The organism is Streptomyces pilosus, assembly GCF_014649835.1.
Classification (GTDB): Bacteria; Actinomycetota; Actinomycetes; order Streptomycetales; family Streptomycetaceae; genus Streptomyces; species Streptomyces pilosus.
The window spans coordinates 74,904-93,124 of sequence record NZ_BMTU01000018.1 but is presented as its reverse complement, the minus strand read 5'-3'; the positions used below and the strand labels follow the sequence as shown (position 1 = coordinate 93,124).

Annotated in this window: 13 protein-coding genes; 12 read left to right on the top strand and 1 reads right to left on the bottom strand. The window is 73.4% G+C overall.

The window, feature by feature from the left end; translation table 11 throughout:
* Nucleotides 1-64 precede the first annotated feature (64 nt).
* Complete coding sequence (locus IE118_RS30865) at nucleotides 65-1,381, bottom strand: MFS transporter (RefSeq protein WP_189561397.1); 1,317 nt, start codon at nucleotides 1,379-1,381, stop codon at nucleotides 65-67.
* Nucleotides 1,382-1,464: 83 nt separating this feature from the next.
* On the opposite strand from IE118_RS30865, the gene IE118_RS30860 reads away from it, so the two are divergent.
* The 12 genes from IE118_RS30860 to IE118_RS30805 all read left to right on the top strand — a co-directional run bounded on the left by IE118_RS30860 (nucleotide 1,465) and on the right by IE118_RS30805 (nucleotide 18,044).
* A complete protein-coding gene (locus IE118_RS30860) occupies nucleotides 1,465-2,433 on the top strand; it encodes a LysR family transcriptional regulator (RefSeq protein WP_189561396.1) in 969 nt (322 codons plus the stop codon).
* A gap of 179 nt (nucleotides 2,434-2,612) precedes the next feature.
* Entirely contained in the window at nucleotides 2,613-4,181 is a 1,569-nt protein-coding gene (locus tag IE118_RS30855) for a hypothetical protein (RefSeq protein ID WP_189561395.1), read from the top strand.
* Complete coding sequence (locus IE118_RS30850; RefSeq protein ID WP_189561394.1) at nucleotides 4,181-6,325, top strand: bifunctional polysaccharide deacetylase/glycosyltransferase family 2 protein; 2,145 nt, start codon at nucleotides 4,181-4,183, stop codon at nucleotides 6,323-6,325. The genes IE118_RS30855 and IE118_RS30850 overlap by 1 nt, the downstream gene beginning before the upstream one ends.
* Before the next feature lie 70 nt (nucleotides 6,326-6,395).
* Nucleotides 6,396-7,640, top strand: a complete 1,245-nt coding sequence (locus IE118_RS30845) for an acyltransferase family protein (RefSeq protein WP_189561393.1) — start codon at nucleotides 6,396-6,398, stop codon at nucleotides 7,638-7,640.
* Between the two features lie 115 nt (nucleotides 7,641-7,755).
* Nucleotides 7,756-8,604, top strand: coding sequence for a hypothetical protein (locus tag IE118_RS30840; protein ID WP_189561392.1), 849 nt, complete (start codon nucleotides 7,756-7,758; stop codon nucleotides 8,602-8,604).
* 176 nt (nucleotides 8,605-8,780) lie between these two features.
* Nucleotides 8,781-10,139: a nitrate/nitrite transporter gene (locus tag IE118_RS30835; RefSeq protein WP_189561391.1), complete on the top strand. Its 1,359-nt coding sequence runs from the start codon at nucleotides 8,781-8,783 to the stop codon at nucleotides 10,137-10,139.
* 130 nt (nucleotides 10,140-10,269) lie between these two features.
* The gene (locus tag IE118_RS30830; protein ID WP_189561390.1) at nucleotides 10,270-11,424 is read left to right on the top strand and encodes a uroporphyrinogen-III synthase; all 1,155 of its coding nucleotides are present in this window, start codon (nucleotides 10,270-10,272) and stop codon (nucleotides 11,422-11,424) included.
* 109 nt (nucleotides 11,425-11,533) lie between these two features.
* Nucleotides 11,534-12,127, top strand: coding sequence for a CGNR zinc finger domain-containing protein (locus IE118_RS30825; protein ID WP_189561389.1), 594 nt, complete (start codon nucleotides 11,534-11,536; stop codon nucleotides 12,125-12,127).
* A gap of 292 nt (nucleotides 12,128-12,419) precedes the next feature.
* Nucleotides 12,420-13,004, top strand: a complete 585-nt coding sequence (locus tag IE118_RS30820) for a sigma-70 family RNA polymerase sigma factor (protein WP_004930798.1) — start codon at nucleotides 12,420-12,422, stop codon at nucleotides 13,002-13,004.
* A gap of 74 nt (nucleotides 13,005-13,078) precedes the next feature.
* Nucleotides 13,079-13,840, top strand: a complete 762-nt coding sequence (locus IE118_RS30815) for an anti-sigma factor family protein (protein ID WP_308431859.1) — start codon at nucleotides 13,079-13,081, stop codon at nucleotides 13,838-13,840.
* A 60-nt stretch (nucleotides 13,841-13,900) separates the two neighbouring features.
* Nucleotides 13,901-16,198, top strand: coding sequence for a HelD family protein (locus IE118_RS30810; protein ID WP_189561387.1), 2,298 nt, complete (start codon nucleotides 13,901-13,903; stop codon nucleotides 16,196-16,198).
* Between the two features lie 436 nt (nucleotides 16,199-16,634).
* Nucleotides 16,635-18,044, top strand: coding sequence for an NAD-dependent malic enzyme (locus tag IE118_RS30805; protein ID WP_189561386.1), 1,410 nt, complete (start codon nucleotides 16,635-16,637; stop codon nucleotides 18,042-18,044).
* Nucleotides 18,045-18,221 lie beyond the last annotated feature (177 nt).

The window sequence follows — 18,221 nt, the reverse complement described above, 5'->3', positions numbered from 1 at the left end:
GGAGCGGCCGGCGCCATGGTCGAAGCGCTTCGACGGGTGAAGGTATGTGCGGGACCTGTGGCCGTCAATGGGGCGAGCGGGAATCGGTGGAGCGATTCGACGACCCGCGCGGGGCGAGGGTGCACAGGGCGACGAGGAGGGCGGCGGCGGCCGCCGCCACGGGCACCCCGAACCCGGCCGTCGCTGAGACGTGCTCGACGATCCAGCCGCCGGCCGCGCTGCCGCCCGCTATACCGCCGAGCAGACCGGTCACCGCGAGCGTCATGCCCTCGTTCAGCCGGCCCGCGGGGGTGGACGACTGCACCAGGGTCATCGTGGTGACCATCGTCGGGGCGGTCGCCATCCCGGCGACCAGGAGCGCCCCCGCGAGGACCCAGAGCGAGCCGGTGAGGCCGGCCGCGAGCAGCGGGAGAGTCATCAGCGCGGCCATCGCGGTCAGGCACCACGGCAGCAGGGACCGCGCGGACCCGGCCGGGCGCACCGCCCCGTACAGCAGCCCCGCCGCGCAGGAACCGGCCGCCTGGAGCCCCAGCACCGCGCCGGACGCCGCGCGGTGCCCCTGCGCGTCCGCGAACGCGATGGTCACCACCTCCATGGAGCCGAACACCGCACCCGTCGCCAGGCACACGCCCAGCAGCGGGCGCATCCCGGGCGCCCGGAACGGTGCCCGCCCGGTGGAACGCCGCACCGCGGGCGGCTCGGTCGACCGCTGCGCGGTGAACACGGCGACGCCCGTCAACAGCAGTACGGCGGCCACCAGGGTGCCGGCTTCCGGGAACAACGCCGTGCACAGGAAGGCCGCGAGGACCGGCCCGAGCATGAAGCACAGCTCGTCCGCGGCCTGTTCGAAGGAGTTGGCGGTGTGCAGCGCCGCACGGTCCCCCTTCAGCAGGTGCGCCCAGCGGGCCCGGGACATGCCCCCGGTGTTGGGGGTGGTGGCGGTGGCGGCGTAACAGGCGAACAGGGTCCAGTCGGGGGCACCGTGACGCACGCAGAGCAGCAGGGCGAGCGAGCCGAGCACGGCGAACACCGTGGCGGGCAGGGCGATCCGGGCCTGTCCGTGGCGGTCGACCAGCCGCGCGGTCCACGGCGCGACCACCGCCGTCGCCGCCAGGCCCGTCGCGGTGACGGCCCCGGCCAGGGCGTACGAACCCCGCGTCCCGGCGATCATGACGACCGCGCTCACGCCGAACATCCCCATCGGCAGCCGGGCGATCAGGTTCCCCGCCGTGAAGGCGCGGGTTCCGGGCAGGGCGAAGAGACGGCGGTAGGGACCGGCCGGGCGGGGCACGTCCCGGACGCGCGGGCGGAAGTCGGCGGCGACCAGGGTGTCGGCGGTGACCGTGAACAGGGGAGTGTCCCGGGAGGTGGGCTGAGGCATGGCACCACCGTCGCCGCCGGACGCCCGGCCGGTCCAACACCTTCTCGGTGCCGATTCACGCGGCCGTGTTGTAAGTTCGCGGGATGTCCGCCCCCGCCCACCTCGACCCGCGCCTGTTGCGCGCCTTCGTGACCGTCGCCGACGAGCTGCACTTCACCCGTGCCGCCGCCCGCCTCTACGTCGCCCAGCAGGCGCTCAGCCGGGACGTGCGGCGGCTGGAGCGGGAGCTGGGCAGCGAGCTGTTCGTGCGGACCACCCGCCGGGTGACGCTCACCGCCGACGGCGAACGGCTGCTGCCCTACGCCCGGGCGGTGCTCCAGGCGCAGGACGACCTGCTCGCCGCCGCGGGTCAGGCACGCCCCCTGCTGGTCGACCTCAACTCCCCGGGCCTGCGGACACCGCGCCGCGTGCTGCTCCGGGCCCGGGAACTCGCTCCCGAGCACGAGCTGATGGCCCGCTACGAGAGCGGACTCGGGTACGCGGCGGCGGAGTTGCTCGCGGGGCGGCTCGACGTGTCGTTCGGCCGGTACGCGGGACTCGACCCCGCGCTGCGCTCCGGACTCGGCCGGCAGCCGGTGCGTTACGAGCCGATGGCGGTCGTGCTGCCCGAGGACCACCCGCTGGCCTCCCTGGCCGAGGTGCCGCTCGCCGCGCTGGCCGGCGAGACGGTGTACGCCGGGGCCGGCAACCCCCGCACGCCGGAGTGGACCGACCTCGCCCGGCAGCTGTTCCGGGGGCGCGGCATCGCCCTCGCGCCGCCCGTGCCCCTGGCCGTCGGGGAGGAGGAGTTCCAGCGCGTCATGGCCAGAACGCGTCACCCCATCCTCGCGGTGGTGGACTTCCCGGCGCTGCCCGCGACCGTGCTGCGGCCGCTCGTGGACCCGGTCCCGCTGTCACCCGTGTCCATGGTGTGGCGGAAAGGGATGACCCATCCCGGTCTGACGGCACTTCGGCGGGCCGCCGCCGCCCTCGGCGCGGAGGAGGGCTGGCTGCGGGTGCCGGAGGAGGGATGGATTCCGGCCAGCGACTCTGTCGTCATGGCGTCCCCGTGATGTCTCGCCTTTGACACGAAGGCCCGCACGGCGAACACAGAACCTCCGCGTGCGCTACATTCAATGCCCGAGCACAGTGTGATAAACGGGGCGCTCGGAGCGGGTGGGGGCCCGGTCCGACGGCAGGTGCTCAGGTCGTGCGCGCACCCGGAACGGTCCCTGGGGGGAAGTGCGTGCGCGTGGAGAAGTGGCGAGAAGACGCCCAACCCGGAGAGCTCGAGGACGCAACGGCGGCCGAGGAACTCCCGGACACTGACGAAGACGGGGACTCCACGGAGACCGGCTCGATCGAGGACCGCTGGGCGCGCCTCGGAGTCTTCCCCGCCGTGAACGGCAAGTCCCCGCACGGGCACGGCCGGAACGCCGACCGCACGGTGTCCCTCCGGGGCGGCCACGCGGCGGCGGAGCGCAACGGCGACCGCGCGGACACGGACGGCCCGCCCGCCCCGCGCCGCGAGCCCGCCGACGCGCCACCGGACCGTACCGCCGCACCGCGTCCACCGCGAAGCGGCGCCCCGCTCGGCCAGGAACGCCGCTTCCGCCTCGGCGACCGCCCCGCACCCGCCCCGCACGGCGCGGACCGGCCGGCGGAGCCGCGTGCCGGCCGTGCCGAGCCGGGTGGGCCCGGCGCGGTCCGCACGGAGCGCCCCGCGTCGGACGGCCCACGGGACGCAGGCGCCGGCACGGCTCCGCGCGGTGAGCGCCCGTCCGCACCGCGAGGCGACCGCGAGGAGGCGCACGGACCCGCCGCCCTCCGCGAGGAGCCGTCCGCCGCCCCGCAGGCCGGCGGCCGGACCGCCGTGCCGCGCGAGGAGGCCCCCGCCGGCCGTTCCGCCGCCGCGCCCGGCCAGGACCCGGAGCGGACCACGATGCTGCGCAGTCCGGCCGCCGCCACGAGCGCCTGGCCGACGGCACCCTCCGCCCGGACGGCCATCAGCGCCTCCGTGCGGGACCCGTGGCAGGAGGAGCCCGCCGGTGAGCCCGTCGCGGTCACACACGACCCGCACGAGGTGACCGTCCAGCTCGACGCCGTCCAGTTCGGCGCCGACGGCGTCCTGCGCCGCGCCACCGCCAAGCCGAACGTCGGCCAGGAGAGCGCCGACGGGCCCGTGTTCGTCGACGAGTCCGGCCGCCGCAGCCGCAGGTACCGCCGTATCGGCATGGCCGTCGGCCTCGCCTGCGCCGGCTACGCCGCCGTCATCGTCGCCACCCTGGTGTCCGGCAACTCCGACGCCCCCTGGCTGCCGGTCCCCGGACAGCAGCAGCAGGAGCAGCCGGCCGGGAAGGTCGAGACGTCCCCGCAGCCCGGTGAGACGGACGCGACGCCCGGCTCCGGCACCAGCCTCCTCCCCGGCGACTCCCCGACCGACAGCGCCGAGGACCTCCCCGAACCCGGCGCGAGCATCCCCGCGCCCGGCACCGGCGCCGGCCGGGACGCGTCGGACGCGAGCGCCGATCCGGAACCGACCGCCACCGGCGGGACCCGGCAGCCGGGCACCGGCGCCGGCGCCACCCCCACGCCGGAGGCCCCCGTGGAACCGGCGACCACCCCGCCGGCCGCCACGCCCCCGCCGGCCGACGACCCCGCTCCCGTGACCAGCGCCCCGGCGGGTGACGGCGGAGCCGAGCCGGCCACGGACACCGTCGCCGCCCCCGCCGCCCAGCCGGTCGCCGTCGAGAACGCCGGCCCCGAGCCGGCCCCCACCGCCACGTCCGCCGCCGCACCGTCCCCGGAGTACGTCCTCTGATGGCAAGCCGAACCCGCCGTCGCCGCCTGCCCCTGCGGCTCCTGCTCCCGGTGCTGTTCCTCGTCGCCCTGATGGCGATGCTCATGCTGCGCGGCTACGTGCACAGCGAGATCCTCGCCGACCACCGCGTCCAGCCCCCCGCCGCCGCCGACCGGGTGCCGGAGAAGGTCCTGGAGGGCGGGCCGGTCATCGACACCCGGGGCGGCCGCGCCGAGACCCTGCGCGTGCCCGACCGGCACGTCGTCCTCACCTTCGACGACGGCCCCGACCCGCTCTGGACCCCCAAGGTCCTCGACGTACTGAAGAAGCACGACGCGCACGCCGTCTTCTTCGTCACCGGGACGATGGCCTCCCGCTACCCCGACCTCGTCCGCCGCATGGTCGACGAGGGCCACGAGATCGGCCTGCACACCTTCAACCACCCCGACCTCTCCCTGCAGTCGAAGGACCGCATCGACTGGGAGCTGTCCCAGAACCAGCTCGCCATCACGGGCGCCGCGGGCATCCGCACCTCCCTGTTCCGGCCGCCGTACTCCTCCCAGGCCGGCGCCATGGACAACGTCTCCTGGCCGGTCACCCAGTACATCGGCGACCGCGGCTACATCACCGTCGTCAACACCCACGACAGCGAGGACTGGCGCAAGCCCGGCGTCGACGAGATCATCCGGCGCTCCACGCCCGAGGACGGCGAGGGCGGAGTCGTCCTGATGCACGACTCCGGCGGCGAACGCCACCAGACGGTCCGGGCACTCGACCGGATGCTGCCCGAACTGAAGGACAAGGGTTACACGTTCGCCAACCTCACCCAGACCCTCGACGCGCCCAGCGCGCACTCCCCGGTGGCCGGCGTCGAGTTGTGGAAGGGCAAGGCCTGGGTCTTCCTCGTCCAGATCTCCGACAACATCACCGCCGTCCTCGTCGCCGGCCTCGCGGTCATCGGGTTCCTGGTCATCGCCCGCTTCGTGCTGATGCTCGTCCTGTCCGCCGCCCACGCCCGCAAGGTGCGCCGCAGGGGCTTCTCCTGGGGGCCGCCGGTCACCGAACCGGTGACGGTGCTGGTGCCGGCCTACAACGAGGCCAAGTGCATCGAGGACACGGTGCGTTCCCTGGTGGCCGGCGACCACCCCATCGAGGTCATCGTCGTCGACGACGGCTCCAGCGACGGCACCGCGCGGATCGTGGAGTCACTGGGCCTGCCGGGCGTCCGCGTGGTGCGCCAGCTCAACGCGGGCAAGCCCGCCGCCCTCAACCGGGGCGTGGCCAACGCCCGCTACGACATCATCGTGATGATGGACGGCGACACGGTCTTCGAGCCGACCACCGTCCGCGAACTGGTGCAGCCCTTCGGCGACCCGCGCGTCGGCGCCGTCGCGGGCAACGCCAAGGTCGGCAACAAGGACAAGCTGATCGGCGCCTGGCAGCACATCGAGTACGTGATGGGCTTCAACCTCGACCGCCGCATGTACGACGTCCTGCGGTGCATGCCGACCATCCCCGGAGCCGTCGGCGCCTTCCGCCGCACCGCGCTGGAGCGGGTCGGCGGCATGAGCGACGACACGCTCGCCGAGGACACCGACATCACCATGGCCATCCACCGCGACGGCTGGAAGGTCGTCTACGCGGAGAACGCCCGGGCGTGGACCGAGGCCCCCGAGTCGGTGCAGCAGCTGTGGTCCCAGCGCTACCGCTGGTCCTACGGCACCATGCAGGCGATCTGGAAGCACCGCCGCGCGGTGATCGAACGGGGCCCCTCGGGCCGTTTCGGCCGGGTCGGGCTGCCGCTGGTCTCGCTGTTCATGGTGCTCGCCCCGCTGCTGGCCCCGCTCATCGACGTGTTCCTGATCTACGGCCTGGTCTTCGGCCCGACCGGCCCGACGATCCTCGCCTGGTTCGCCGTCCTCGCCCTCCAGGCCGCCTGCGCCGCCTACTCCTTCTTCCTCGACAAGGAGAAACTCACCCCGCTCCTGTCGCTGCCGCTGCAACAGATCCTCTACCGGCAGCTGATGTACGTCGTGCTGCTCCAGTCCTGGATCACCGCGCTCACCGGCGGCCGGCTCCGCTGGCAGAAGCTGCGGCGCAAGGGCGGCGTCGCCGCCCCGCCGGGCGCCCAGCAGCAGGCCCTGGACGGCACTCCGGTCGCCTAGGCCGGGGCCTGTGCCCCACTCCGCTGGCCGGCGGCTCCGCCGCCGGCCACGCACCAGGAAGACCACGCACGTGACCGCACCCCTCCCACTCGCCGGCACGGACGCGACGGACCGGGCGGACGGACCGCACGACCCGTCCCGTCCGGAACCCTCCGAACCGGCCGCGCGCCCGCCCGCGCGGGACCGCTACTTCGACCTCCTGCGCGCGGTCGCCCTGTTCCGCGTCGTCCTCTACCACCTGATGGGCTGGGCCTGGCTGCCCGTCCTCTTCCCCTCCATGGGTGTGATGTTCGCCCTGGCCGGGAACCTGATGGCCCGCTCCCTGAAGCGCCCCGCCGTCCAGGTCGTACGGGGCAGGATGCGCCGGCTGCTGCCGCCGCTGTGGCTGCTCGGAGCGATCGGCGTGTCCGGCATGCTGGCCCAGGGCTGGAGCCCCGACGACGACGGCCACCCCGGCTGGTGGTTCCTCCACCTGACGTTCTGGGTGCTGCCGCTGAGCGACCCGCCCTACGCGGAGGGCCTCGCCGGTGTCCCGGGCGTGCTCGGCGAGGACTGGGCGGCGGAACTCGCCGGCCCGCTCTGGTACATCCGCGCCTACCTCTGGTTCGTCCTGCTGTCGCCGCTGCTGCTGAAGGCGCTGCGCGTCCTGCCGTGGCCGACGATCGCCGCGCCGCTCGTGCTCTCCGGGATCCTGCACTTCGGCTGGTTCTCCCTGCCGGGCGAGCGGATCGACTCGGCGCTCACCGACTTCAGCACCTTCGGCGCCTGCTGGATCCTCGGCATGGCCCACCAGCAGGGCGTGCTCAAGCGCCTCCCGCAGTACGTCGTGCCCTCCCTCGCGCCGCTCGTCGGAGCCTTCGGCCTCTGGTTCGCCTTCCACGAGGGCTTCCGCGGCGGTCACGACCTCGACTCGATCCCGTTCGCGCAGGCCGTGTGGTCGTTCGCGACCGTGCTGCTGCTCCTGCACATCAGCCCCTCGTGGGCCGAGTGGCCGGGCCGGCTGCGCCGCTGGGACCGGGTGATCACGCTGCTCAACTCCCGCGCGGTGACGATCTACCTGTGGCACAACGTGTGCATCCTGGTCGCCGCCGGCCTCTACGACCGGCTGTGGGGCTTCGAGACGCTGGAACGCAACGTGCCGTGGCTGCTGGAGAGCTCCTGGCCGGTGCTGGTCCTCACCTGGATCCTCATCTCCGGGTGCGTGCTGGCCTTCGGCTGGGCGGAGGACCTCGCGGCGCGGCGCAGGCCGCGGCTGTGGCCGGACGGCTCGGGGGGCCGCGGCAGCGGCGGGCGCCGGGACCGGGCCCGCGTCTGAACCGCCGGTACCGCCCGGCCGAACCGCGGTACCGCCCGGCGCACCCGCGTGCGAGACTGCCCCGGTCGCGAGGGTGAACCGGGGCGGACCGGTCGGCACGGGGGAGCGGGTGCGGATGAGCGGGCGGCAGACACGGAAGATGCTGCGGCTGATGGCGAGCGGGGAGCCGGTCGAGCTCACCAGTGCGATGGCGTCCGTGCAGAAACTCGCCCGACTCGCCTTCACCGCCCAGCAGTTCGGCTACGAGTACGCCGACGTACGGCAGGGCGGCGCCAACAACAGCCGGCTGACGATGCTGATCGTGCCCGACCACGGTCCGCAGGCCCGCGCCCGCGCCGCGCAGAACTGGGCCCAGTACCCGAACGCCGGCGACGGTGTGTCGGTGCCGCCCCCGGTCCCGGACGCCCTCGAACTGCTCAAGGCGCGCATCAACTTCGATCTCACCGGCAAGAGCGCCGAGAAGCGGATGGGCTACGCCGCCGTTGGTGCCACCCTCGGCTGCGCGGTCATCGCCTTCCGGCTCGGGGGCGCGTCCGAGCACATCGTCGTCGCCGCCGTGATCTGGCTGCTCCTCATGGCCGTCCTCGGACTCGGCCTGGTCGTCACCCGCGGGCGCAACGCCAAGTTCGCGGCGCGGCTGCTGGCGGCCGGCTTCGCCCCGGTGACGGACCGGACCGGCCGGATCCGCTACCTGCCCCCGGGCGGCCTGCCGGGCCACGGCAACCCCTTCGCCGCCGGCCCGTACGGCGCCCCGGCCGACCACCACGGACAGCAGCCCCAGCAGCCGCCGATGCCGTACGGGCAGCCGCCGGCGCCGTACGCCCCGCCCGCCCCCGCCGCCTACGGCGCCCCGGCCCAGGCGCCCGGCCCGTACGCCCAGGCTCCCGGCCCGTACGCCCAGCCGCAGACCCCGTACGGACAGCCCGCCCCGTACGGACAGCCCGCCCAGCCGCCGCGCCCCTGATCCTCACCGCGCCGCGCGCCCTCGCCGGCGGACACCTCTCACCCCGGCCCCGCCACGGGTGAGAGCAACGTTCCCTGCCGGTCACCGCGTGCCACAGCGCGGAAACGCCCACTCCCTACCTTCGGGACCATCCCCTCGCGGCACCCGTCCGCGCCCCGGAGAACAGTGGAGGCCCCATGACAGCCCCCAGCGGCCGCTGGATCGAGCAGTGGGACCCGGAGGACGAGACCTTCTGGAACCGCACCGGAGAGCGGATCGCCCGCCGCAATCTCCTCTTCTCCGTCCTGTCCGAGCACATCGGCTTCTCGATCTGGACGATGTGGTCCGTGCTGGTGCTCTTCATGGGCCCCGAGTACGGACTCACCCCGGCCGACAAGTTCCTGCTGACGTCGATGGTCACCCTGGTCGGCGCCGTGGTGCGGATCCCGTACACCTTCGCCGTCGCGGTGTTCGGCGGCCGGAACTGGACGGTGATCAGCGCGGCGCTGCTGCTGGTGCCCACCGTCGCCGCGTTCGCCGTGATGGAGCCGGGCACCTCCTTCTCCACGTTTCTGCTGGTCGGCCTGCTGGCCGGCATCGGCGGCGGCAACTTCGCGTCCTCCATGACCAACATCAACGCCTTCTTCCCGCTGCGGAAGAAGGGCTGGGCGCTCGGCCTGAACGCCGGCGGCGGCAACATCGGCGTCCCGGTGATCCAGCTCGTCGCGCTCGCGATCATCGGGGCGAGCGGCGGGCCGAGGGTGCTGCTCGGCCTCTACATCCCGCTGATCGTCGCCGCCGCGGTGCTCGCCGCGCTGTACATGGACAACCTCGCCTCGGTGCGCAACGACACCGGGGCCGCCAGGGACGCCGCGCGCGACGCGCACACCTGGATCATGTCCTTCCTCTACATCGGCACCTTCGGCTCGTTCATCGGCTACAGCTTCGCCTTCGGACAGGTGCTGCAGAACCAGTTCGACCGCACCCCGCTCGAAGCCGCCTACGTGACCTTCGTCGGCCCGCTGCTCGGCTCCCTCATCCGCCCGGTGGGGGGCAGGCTCGCCGACCGGCACGGCGGCGCGCGGATCACCCTGTGGAACTTCGTCGCCATGGGCGTGGCGACGGCGGTGCTGATCGTCGCCTCCATGCGGCAGTCGCTCGCGCTGTTCACCGTGGCCTTCGTGGTGCTGTTCGTGCTCACCGGCCTCGGCAACGGCTCGACGTACAAGATGATCCCCGGCATCTTCCAGGCGAAGGCACACGCCCTCGGGCTGCGGGACGAGGCCGCGGACGCGTACGGGCGGCGGCTGTCCGGGGCGGCCATGGGACTGATCGGCGCGGTCGGCGCGCTCGGCGGGGTCGGCATCAACCTGGCGTTCCGCCAGTCCTTCCTCTCCTACGGCTCCGGCACCGGCGCGTTCGTCGCGTTCCTCGCCTGCTACGCCGTCTGCCTCGCGGTCACCTGGGCGGTATACCTTCGCCGTCCGGCGGTCCGCGCGGACGGCGCGGGCCCGGCTCCCGCGGAGAAGCCGCAGCTCAGCTACGCCGACGTGTGACGCGAAGTGACGTAACACTGGTGACATGCAGCCGAACCGGGCCCGTCACGGATCGTTGACAGGCTCGGCCGGCAGGGAGGTGGAGCCGCACCTCCCTGCGGTACACCGACTCGAACGCGGGACGAGAGCCATGTACGAGGAACAAGAGCAGCCACCGGAGCACGGTCCCCTCGCGGGGTTCACCGTGGGGGTGACCGCGGCGCGCCGTGCCGACGAGCTGGGCGCGCTGCTGGAGCGGCGCGGGGCCGTCGTGCTGCACGCCCCGGCCCTGCGGATCGTGCCGCTCGCCGACGACAGCGAACTGCTGGCCGCCACCAAGGACATCATCGGGCAGGTCCCGGACATCGCGGTCGCCACCACCGCCATCGGCTTCCGGGGCTGGGTGGAGGCCGCCGACGGCTGGGGCCTCGGCGAGGACCTGCTGGCACGGCTGCGCGGGGTGCGGATCCTGGCGCGCGGGCCGAAGGTGAAGGGCGCGATCCGGGCGGCGGGACTGACCGAGGAGTGGTCGCCGGCGTCGGAGTCCATGGCCGAGGTGCTCGACCGGCTGCTGGAGGAGGGCGTCGACGGGCTGCGGATCGCCGTGCAGCTGCACGGTGAACCGCTGCCGGGCTTCGTGGAGTCGCTGCGGGCCGGGGGAGCGGAGGTGGTCGGGGTGCCGGTCTACCGGTGGCTGCCGCCGGAGGACCTCGGCCCGGTGGACCGCCTGGTCGACGCCACCGTCGCCCGCACCCTGGACGCGGTCACCTTCACCAGCGCGCCCGCCGCCGCGTCCCTGCTGTCCCGCGCCGAGGAGCGCGGACTGCTCGACGATCTGCTGGCCGCCCTCGGCCACGACGTGCTGTGCGCCTGCGTCGGCCCGGTCACCGCGCTGCCCCTGCAGGCCCGCGGCATCGACACGGTGCAGCCCGAGCGCTTCCGGCTCGGCCCGCTGGTCCAGTTGCTCTGCCGGGAACTGCCCGCGCGGGCGCGCGCCCTGCCCGTCGCCGGGCACCGGATCGAGATCCGCGGGCACGCGGTCCTGGTGGACGGCGCGCTCAGACCCGTACCGCCGGCCGGGATGTCCCTGCTGCGGGCGCTGTCCCGCCGGCCCGGCTGGGTGGTCTCGCGCGCCGAGCTGCTGCGCGCCCTGCCCGGCGCGGGCCGCGACGAGCACGCGGTGGAGACCGCGATGGCCCGCCTGCGCTCGGCCCTCGGCGCCCCCAGGCTGATCCAGACGGTCGTCAAGCGCGGTTACCGCCTCGCCCTGGACCCGGCGGCGGACACCAAGTACGGGAACGGCTGAACGCGGGGGGTTCCGGGGGCCGTGACGGGCGGGCACTGTGGGAGGAGAACGGTTTCCCGGATCGCTCACCGGCCCCGCGCGCGGGGCCACCCTAGGCGGTGGCAGGAACATGGCACTGGGTACGGTCACGGCGCCCCACGAGCTGAGGTTCGACACCGGGCGGGTCTGCCTGGATCTGCTCGCGACCACCCACCCCGGGGAACGGCTCGACTCCACGGCGGTCCTGCGCGTCTGGATCGCCGGCTCCGGACTCGTGCCCGCGGACACCACGCTGGCCCACGCGGACTCCTCCTGGCTGCCGGCGTTCCATGAACTGCGCGGGCAGCTCGTCCCGTTGGTGCGCGGCCGGCCCGCGCCCGGCGTCCCCTCGTACGATCTCGCGCTCGCCCGGGTGAACGAACTCGCCCGCGCGGCGCCCCCGGCGCCCCGCGCCGTGACCGCCGAGGACGGCACGCTGGTGCGCCGCCTGGCCGGACCGCCCGGCCGGGCCGCGCTGCTCGCCGCGGTCGCGCGCGACGCGGTGGACCTGCTCACCGACCCCGCCGTCCGCGCCCGCCTGCGGCAGTGCGAGGGCGACAACTGCCCCATCGTCTACGTGGACACCTCCCGCGGACGCAGGCGGCGCTGGTGCTCCAGCGAGGTCTGCGGGAACCGCGAGCGCGTGGCCCGCCACCGCCGCCGCACGGCCCTCACCCGCGCCTGACGCAAGGTCCCCGGCCCAACCGAAGCGCCGCTCGGGCGGCTTCTGCGCCGCTGGCACGGGACGACGTCGAAGTGACGTCCGTTACACCGCCGTTCGCCGCCCCGCTGCCCGGTCCGGAAACTTCTTCCCGCCGCTGTGTCGGAAATGTAAAGAAGCGGCGGGGGGAATGTGGGCTCATGTCCCGGTCAGGGCTCCGGCCCGCAGAAATCGGCCGTCTTCCTTTGAACACCCCACCCCTGCCGTCCGTACCGGTTGTCGAGCGACCGACTGGGGGATCCCCCGGACACCGGAGGTGGGCGTGCGCAAGGATGCGGCCGTGGCCAATGAACGTGGAGCGAGGGCCCGACATCGCATGTCCTCACAGCCCTCGGAACCTGACGAGGAGCTGATGCGTGCGCTGTATCGCGAGCACGCCGGGCCGTTGCTGGCCTACGTCCTGCGGCTGGTCGCCGGAGACCGGCAGCGCGCCGAGGACGTCGTACAGGAAACGCTCATCCGTGCCTGGAAGAACGCCGGTCAGCTCAATCGGGCGACCGGTTCGGTACGCCCCTGGCTGGTGACGGTCGCCCGGCGCATCGTCATCGACGGCCACCGCAGCCGGCAGGCCCGGCCGCAGGAGGTCGATCCGTCGCCGCTGGAGGTCATCCCCGCGGAGGACGAGATCGACAAGGCGCTGTGGCTGATGACGCTGTCGGACGCGCTCGACGACCTGACCCCGGCTCACCGGGAGGTCCTCGTCGAGACGTACTTCAAAGGGCGTACCGTCAATGAGGCGGCACAGACACTCGGCATACCGAGCGGCACCGTCCGTTCCCGCGTGTTCTACGCCCTGCGGTCGATGAAGCTGGCTCTGGAGGAGCGGGGGGTGACGGCGTGATGAGTGTGTACGGGGGAAACCAGGGATTCGGCACGGGCGGTACGGGTATGTCTGGTGCCATGGAGGGATCACCGGTGCCGAACGAGCACGAGACCGTCGGTGCCTACGCCCTCGGCATCCTCGACGACGCCGAAGCCACCGCCTTCGAGGCGCACCTCGCGTCCTGCGAGTGGTGCGCCCAGCAGCTCGACGAACTCGCCGGCATGGAACCGATGCTGGCCGCGCTCGCGGACCTGCCCGGCACCGGGACGCCCGCGCTGGGCGAGTCGCTGTCCGCCAAGCCCTCGCCCCGCGTGGTGGAGAAGCTGGTCGACGAGGTCGCCGAGCGCCGCGCGCGCAAGCGCCGCCGCAACTTCTACATGGTGGCCGCCGCGGGCGCGCTGATCGTCAGCGGTCCGTTCGTGGCCGTCGCCGCGAGCGGCGGGGACAGCGAGGGCGGAGGCGGGAGCGGTACCAACCGGACGCTGGCGGCCGACTCCGCCAAGGACGCCTTCGACGGCATCTCCGACAAGATCTCCGCGACCGACCCCGGCACCAAGGTCACCGCGACCGTGGCGCTGGAGGAGAAGACCTGGGGCACCGGCACGGTGCTGGAGCTGAAGAACGTCACCGGGCCGCTGAAGTGCTCGCTGATCGCCGTGGGCAAGAACGGCGAGCGGGAGACCGTCACGTCCTGGTCCGTCCCGGAGTGGGGCTACGGCATGCCGGACGCCAAGTCCGACAAGGGCAGGCAGCCGCTCTACATCGAGGGCGGCGCGGCCTTCGACCCGAACGACATCGACCACTTCGAGGTCATGTCCTTCGACGGCGACGTGCTGGTCGAGGTCGACGCGTAGCCGTCCGGTGCCCCCTTCGCGTACGGTTGACGGCTGCCCAGCACGTCAGAAGGGGGCCCGGTGGCCGCTCAGGCTCAACAGGAAACCGCGGTCGAAACGGTTCACGACTCCGTACGGGACCGCGAGATCCGAGTCGAACAGGAACACCTGGACCGGGTGTACCGGCGCCTCGAGGAGAAGATCCACGAGGCGGAGTTCCTCATGGCCGACGCCGCCCGGCGCGGCCAGGTCGGTACGCCCGGCGCCCTCGCCGAGCGCGACGCCCAGGTCTTCCGGGCCGGTATCCACCTCAACCGGCTGAACAACGAGTACGAGGACTTCCTCTTCGGCCGGATCGACCTGCTGTCCGGCAAGGACGGCAGGAAGGGCCCGGACGGCGCGTACACCGCCGTCGAGCCCGCCGACGGGGCGATCAGGGACGACAACACCGCCGACATCGCCGAGACCCTGCACATCGGCCGGATCGGTGTCCTCGACGAGGACTACGCCCCGCTGGTCATCGACTGGCGGGCCCCCGCGGCCGCCCCGTTCTACCGCTCCACCCCGGTCGACCCCGGCCGTGTCGTGCGGCGCCGCGTCATCCGCTCCAAGGGCCGCCGGGTGCGCAGCGTCGAGGACGACCTGATGCGCCCCGAGCTGAAGGCGTCCCTGGACGGCCGGGAACTGCCGGTGATCGGGGACGGCGCCCTGATGGCCGCGCTCGGCCAGGCCCGTACGCACACCATGCGCGACATCGTCGCGTCCATCCAGGCCGAGCAGGACCTGGTGATCCGCGCCCCCGCCGCCTCCGTGACGTACGTCGAGGGCGGCCCCGGCACCGGGAAGACCGCCGTCGCCCTGCACCGCGCGGCCTACCTCCTCTACCAGGACCGGCGCCGGTACGCGGGCGGCATCCTGATCGTCTCGCCCACCCCGCTCCTGGTCGCCTACACCGAGGGCGTGCTGCCCTCCCTCGGCGAGGAGGGCCAGGTCGCCATCCGTGCCATCGGCTCCCTCGTCGACGGCGCCGAGGCCACGCTCTACGACTCCCCGTCGGCGGCCCGCGCCAAGGGTTCGTACCGGATGCTCAAGGTGCTGCGGAAGGCCGCCCGCGGGGCGCTGGAACGAAACGATCCGCCGCGGCGGCTTCGGGTCGTCGCCTTCGGCCGCCGCCTGGAGCTGGAGGCGGCGGACCTGGACGCCGTCCGCCGCACCGCGCTCGGCGGCACCGCCCCCGTCAACCTGCTGCGCCCCCGCGCCCGCAAGCTGCTCCTGGACGCCCTGTGGGAGCGCTCCGGAGCCGCGGGCCGGCACACCGACCCGGAGCTCGCCGCCGAGCTGCGCTCCTCCTTCGACGAGGACATCACCTCCGAGGACGACTTCACCGCCTTCCTCGACGCCTGGTGGCCCGAGCTGACCCCGGCCGCCGTGCTGGACGCCATGGCCGACGAGCGGCGCCTGGGCCGCTGGGCCCGGCGGATCCTCAACCCGGGCGAGGTCCGCAAGGTGGCCCGCTCGCTCAGGCGGGACGGGCGTTCCGTGCACGACATCGCGATGCTCGACGAGCTCCACGCGATCCTCGGCGCCCCGGCCCGCCCCCGCAGGAAGCGCGAGCTCGACCCGCTGGACCAGCTCACCGGCCTGGAGGAGCTGATGCCGGTGCGCGAGGAGACCCAGCGTGAGCGGGCCGAGCGGCTGGCCCAGGAACGCGTCGAGTACGCGCACGTCATCGTCGACGAGGCGCAGGACCTCACCCCGATGCAGTGGCGCATGGTCGGCCGCCGCGGCCGCCACGCCACCTGGACGGTCGTGGGCGACCCGGCCCAGTCCTCCTGGTCCGACCCCGACGAGGCCGCCCAGGCCCGCGACGAGGCCCTCGGCAGCCGCCCGCGGCGCCGCTTCGAGCTCACGGTGAACTACCGCAACCCGGCGGAGATCGCCGAACTGGCGTCCAAGGTGCTCGCCCTCGCCATGCCCGGCTCCGTGTCACCGAGGGCCGTGCGGTCCACGGGGGTGCGGCCGCGGTTCGCCGTGGTGGCCGAGTCGACGGGCGAGACGGTGCGCGCGGAGGCGGCCCGGCTGCTGGACCGCGTGGACGGCACCGTCGGCGTGGTCGTCGCCATGCAGCGCCGCGAGGAGGCCGCCCGCTGGCTGGAGGGGCTCGGCGACCGTGTGGTGGCGCTCGGCAGCCTGGAGGCCAAGGGCCTGGAGTACGACGCGTCGATCGTCGTCTCGCCCGCGGAGATCGCCGACGAGTCCCCGGCCGGCCTGCGGGTGCTGTACGTCGCCCTCACCCGGGCCACGCAGCAGCTCACGGTGGTCTCGGCGGACCGCGACGAACCCGATGCCGACGGGGTGCCCGATCTGCTGAGGGACTGACGACGCCGGACGGGACTGACGGCGCCGGACGGGGCGCCGGGCCGCTGCCGTGCGCCCCCGTCCGGACGCCCCGGAAAAGCGGTTGTGCCACGGGAATGGTCATACGGCATCCGTTTGTTAGCCTGGACGTGGCACCGGCCCGATCCAAGCCCCCGGGCCCAACCTTCGTCGCTACGAGCGACCACTTGCCGCGAGGCGAGCATGGCGGGTCGGTGTCACAGACATCGAAGAGGTCCACGTCACGACAGTGACGTGGACCTCTTTCGTTGCCCCCGCACCTCTCGCTGACTCTCGCGAGCCGGAAACCTGCTTCCGTCATACGGTACGTACCGGTGAACAAAAAGTCCGCAATCCAGGGCGGCTACCGCGTACTCAGCGGTAGGTGCGACGATCGGACAGCACATTCGCGACACGGTGAAAGCAGAGGAAGTCGGCCATGGCAACGGCGCCCAGCGTCTCCTACTCGATGACCATCCGGCTGGAGGTGCCCGCGGGTGGAACCGCGGTCTCCCAGCTCACCGGGGCAGTCGAGTCCCACGGAGGCTCGGTGACCGGCCTCGACGTGACGGCGTCCGGCCACGAACGGCTCCGCATCGACGTCACCATCGCCGCCACCTCCACCGCCCACGCCGACGAGATCGTCGAACAGCTGCGCGGTATCGAGGGCGTCACCCTGGGCAAGGTCTCCGACCGTACGTTCCTGATGCACCTCGGCGGCAAGATCGAGATGGCGTCGAAGCACCCCATCCGCAACCGTGACGACCTCTCCATGGTGTACACCCCGGGCGTGGCCCGGGTCTGCATGGCGATCGCCGAGAACCCCGAGGACGCCCGCCGCCTCACCATCAAGCGCAACTCCGTTGCGGTCGTGACGGACGGCTCCGCCGTGCTGGGCCTGGGCAACATCGGCCCCAAGGCCGCGCTGCCGGTCATGGAGGGCAAGGCGGCCCTCTTCAAGCGGTTCGCCGGCATCGACGCCTGGCCGATCTGCCTGGACACCCAGGACACCGACGCGATCGTCGAGATCGTGAAGGCCATCGCCCCGGGCTTCGCCGGCATCAACCTCGAGGACATCTCCGCGCCCCGCTGCTTCGAGATCGAGGCCCGGCTGCGCGAAGCCCTGGACATCCCCGTCTTCCACGACGACCAGCACGGCACCGCGATCGTCGTCCTGGCCGCGCTCACCAACGCGCTGCGCGTCACCGGCAAGTCGATCGACGGCATCCGCGTCGTGATGTCCGGCGCCGGCGCGGCCGGCACGGCCATCCTGAAGCTGCTGCTCGCCGCCGGCGTGAAGAACGCCGTGGTGGCCGACATCCACGGCGTGGTGCACGCGGGCCGCGAGGACCTGGTGGACGCCGCCCCCGGCTCCGCCCTGTGCTGGATCGCCGACAACACCAACCCCGAGAACCTCACCGGCACGCTGAAGGAGGCCGTGCGCGGGGCGGACGTCTTCATCGGCGTCTCCGCCCCCAACGTCCTCGACGGCGAGGACGTCGCGGCGATGGCCGACGGCGCCGTCGTGTTCGCGCTCGCGAACCCCGACCCCGAGGTCGACCCGGCAATCGCCCGTCAGACGGCGGCCGTTGTGGCCACCGGCCGCTCCGACTTCCCCAACCAGATCAACAACGTGCTGGTCTTCCCCGGGGTGTTCCGCGGTCTGCTGGACGCGCAGTCCCGCACCGTCAACACGGAGATGATGCTGGCCGCCGCGAAGGCGCTCGCCGACGTGGTGACCGAGGACGAACTGAACCCGAACTACATCATCCCCAGCGTGTTCAACGACAAGGTCGCGGGCGCGGTCGCCGGCGCGGTGCGCGAGGCGGCGAAGGCCGCGGGAGCCTAGACCCCGTGCGGTGAGCGGGCTGTGAGGATCGCCACGGCCGTTTCGAAACGGCGCGTCGTGGAACCCGTACGTCCAGGCCGCCCTCTATCGTGGGCGGCCGGACCCGGGCTGTGGCGGCCCCTCGCTGTCCGCCGCCGGAAGCGGACGGAGCGTCACCGCGCGCCGCCCGTGGCGCTT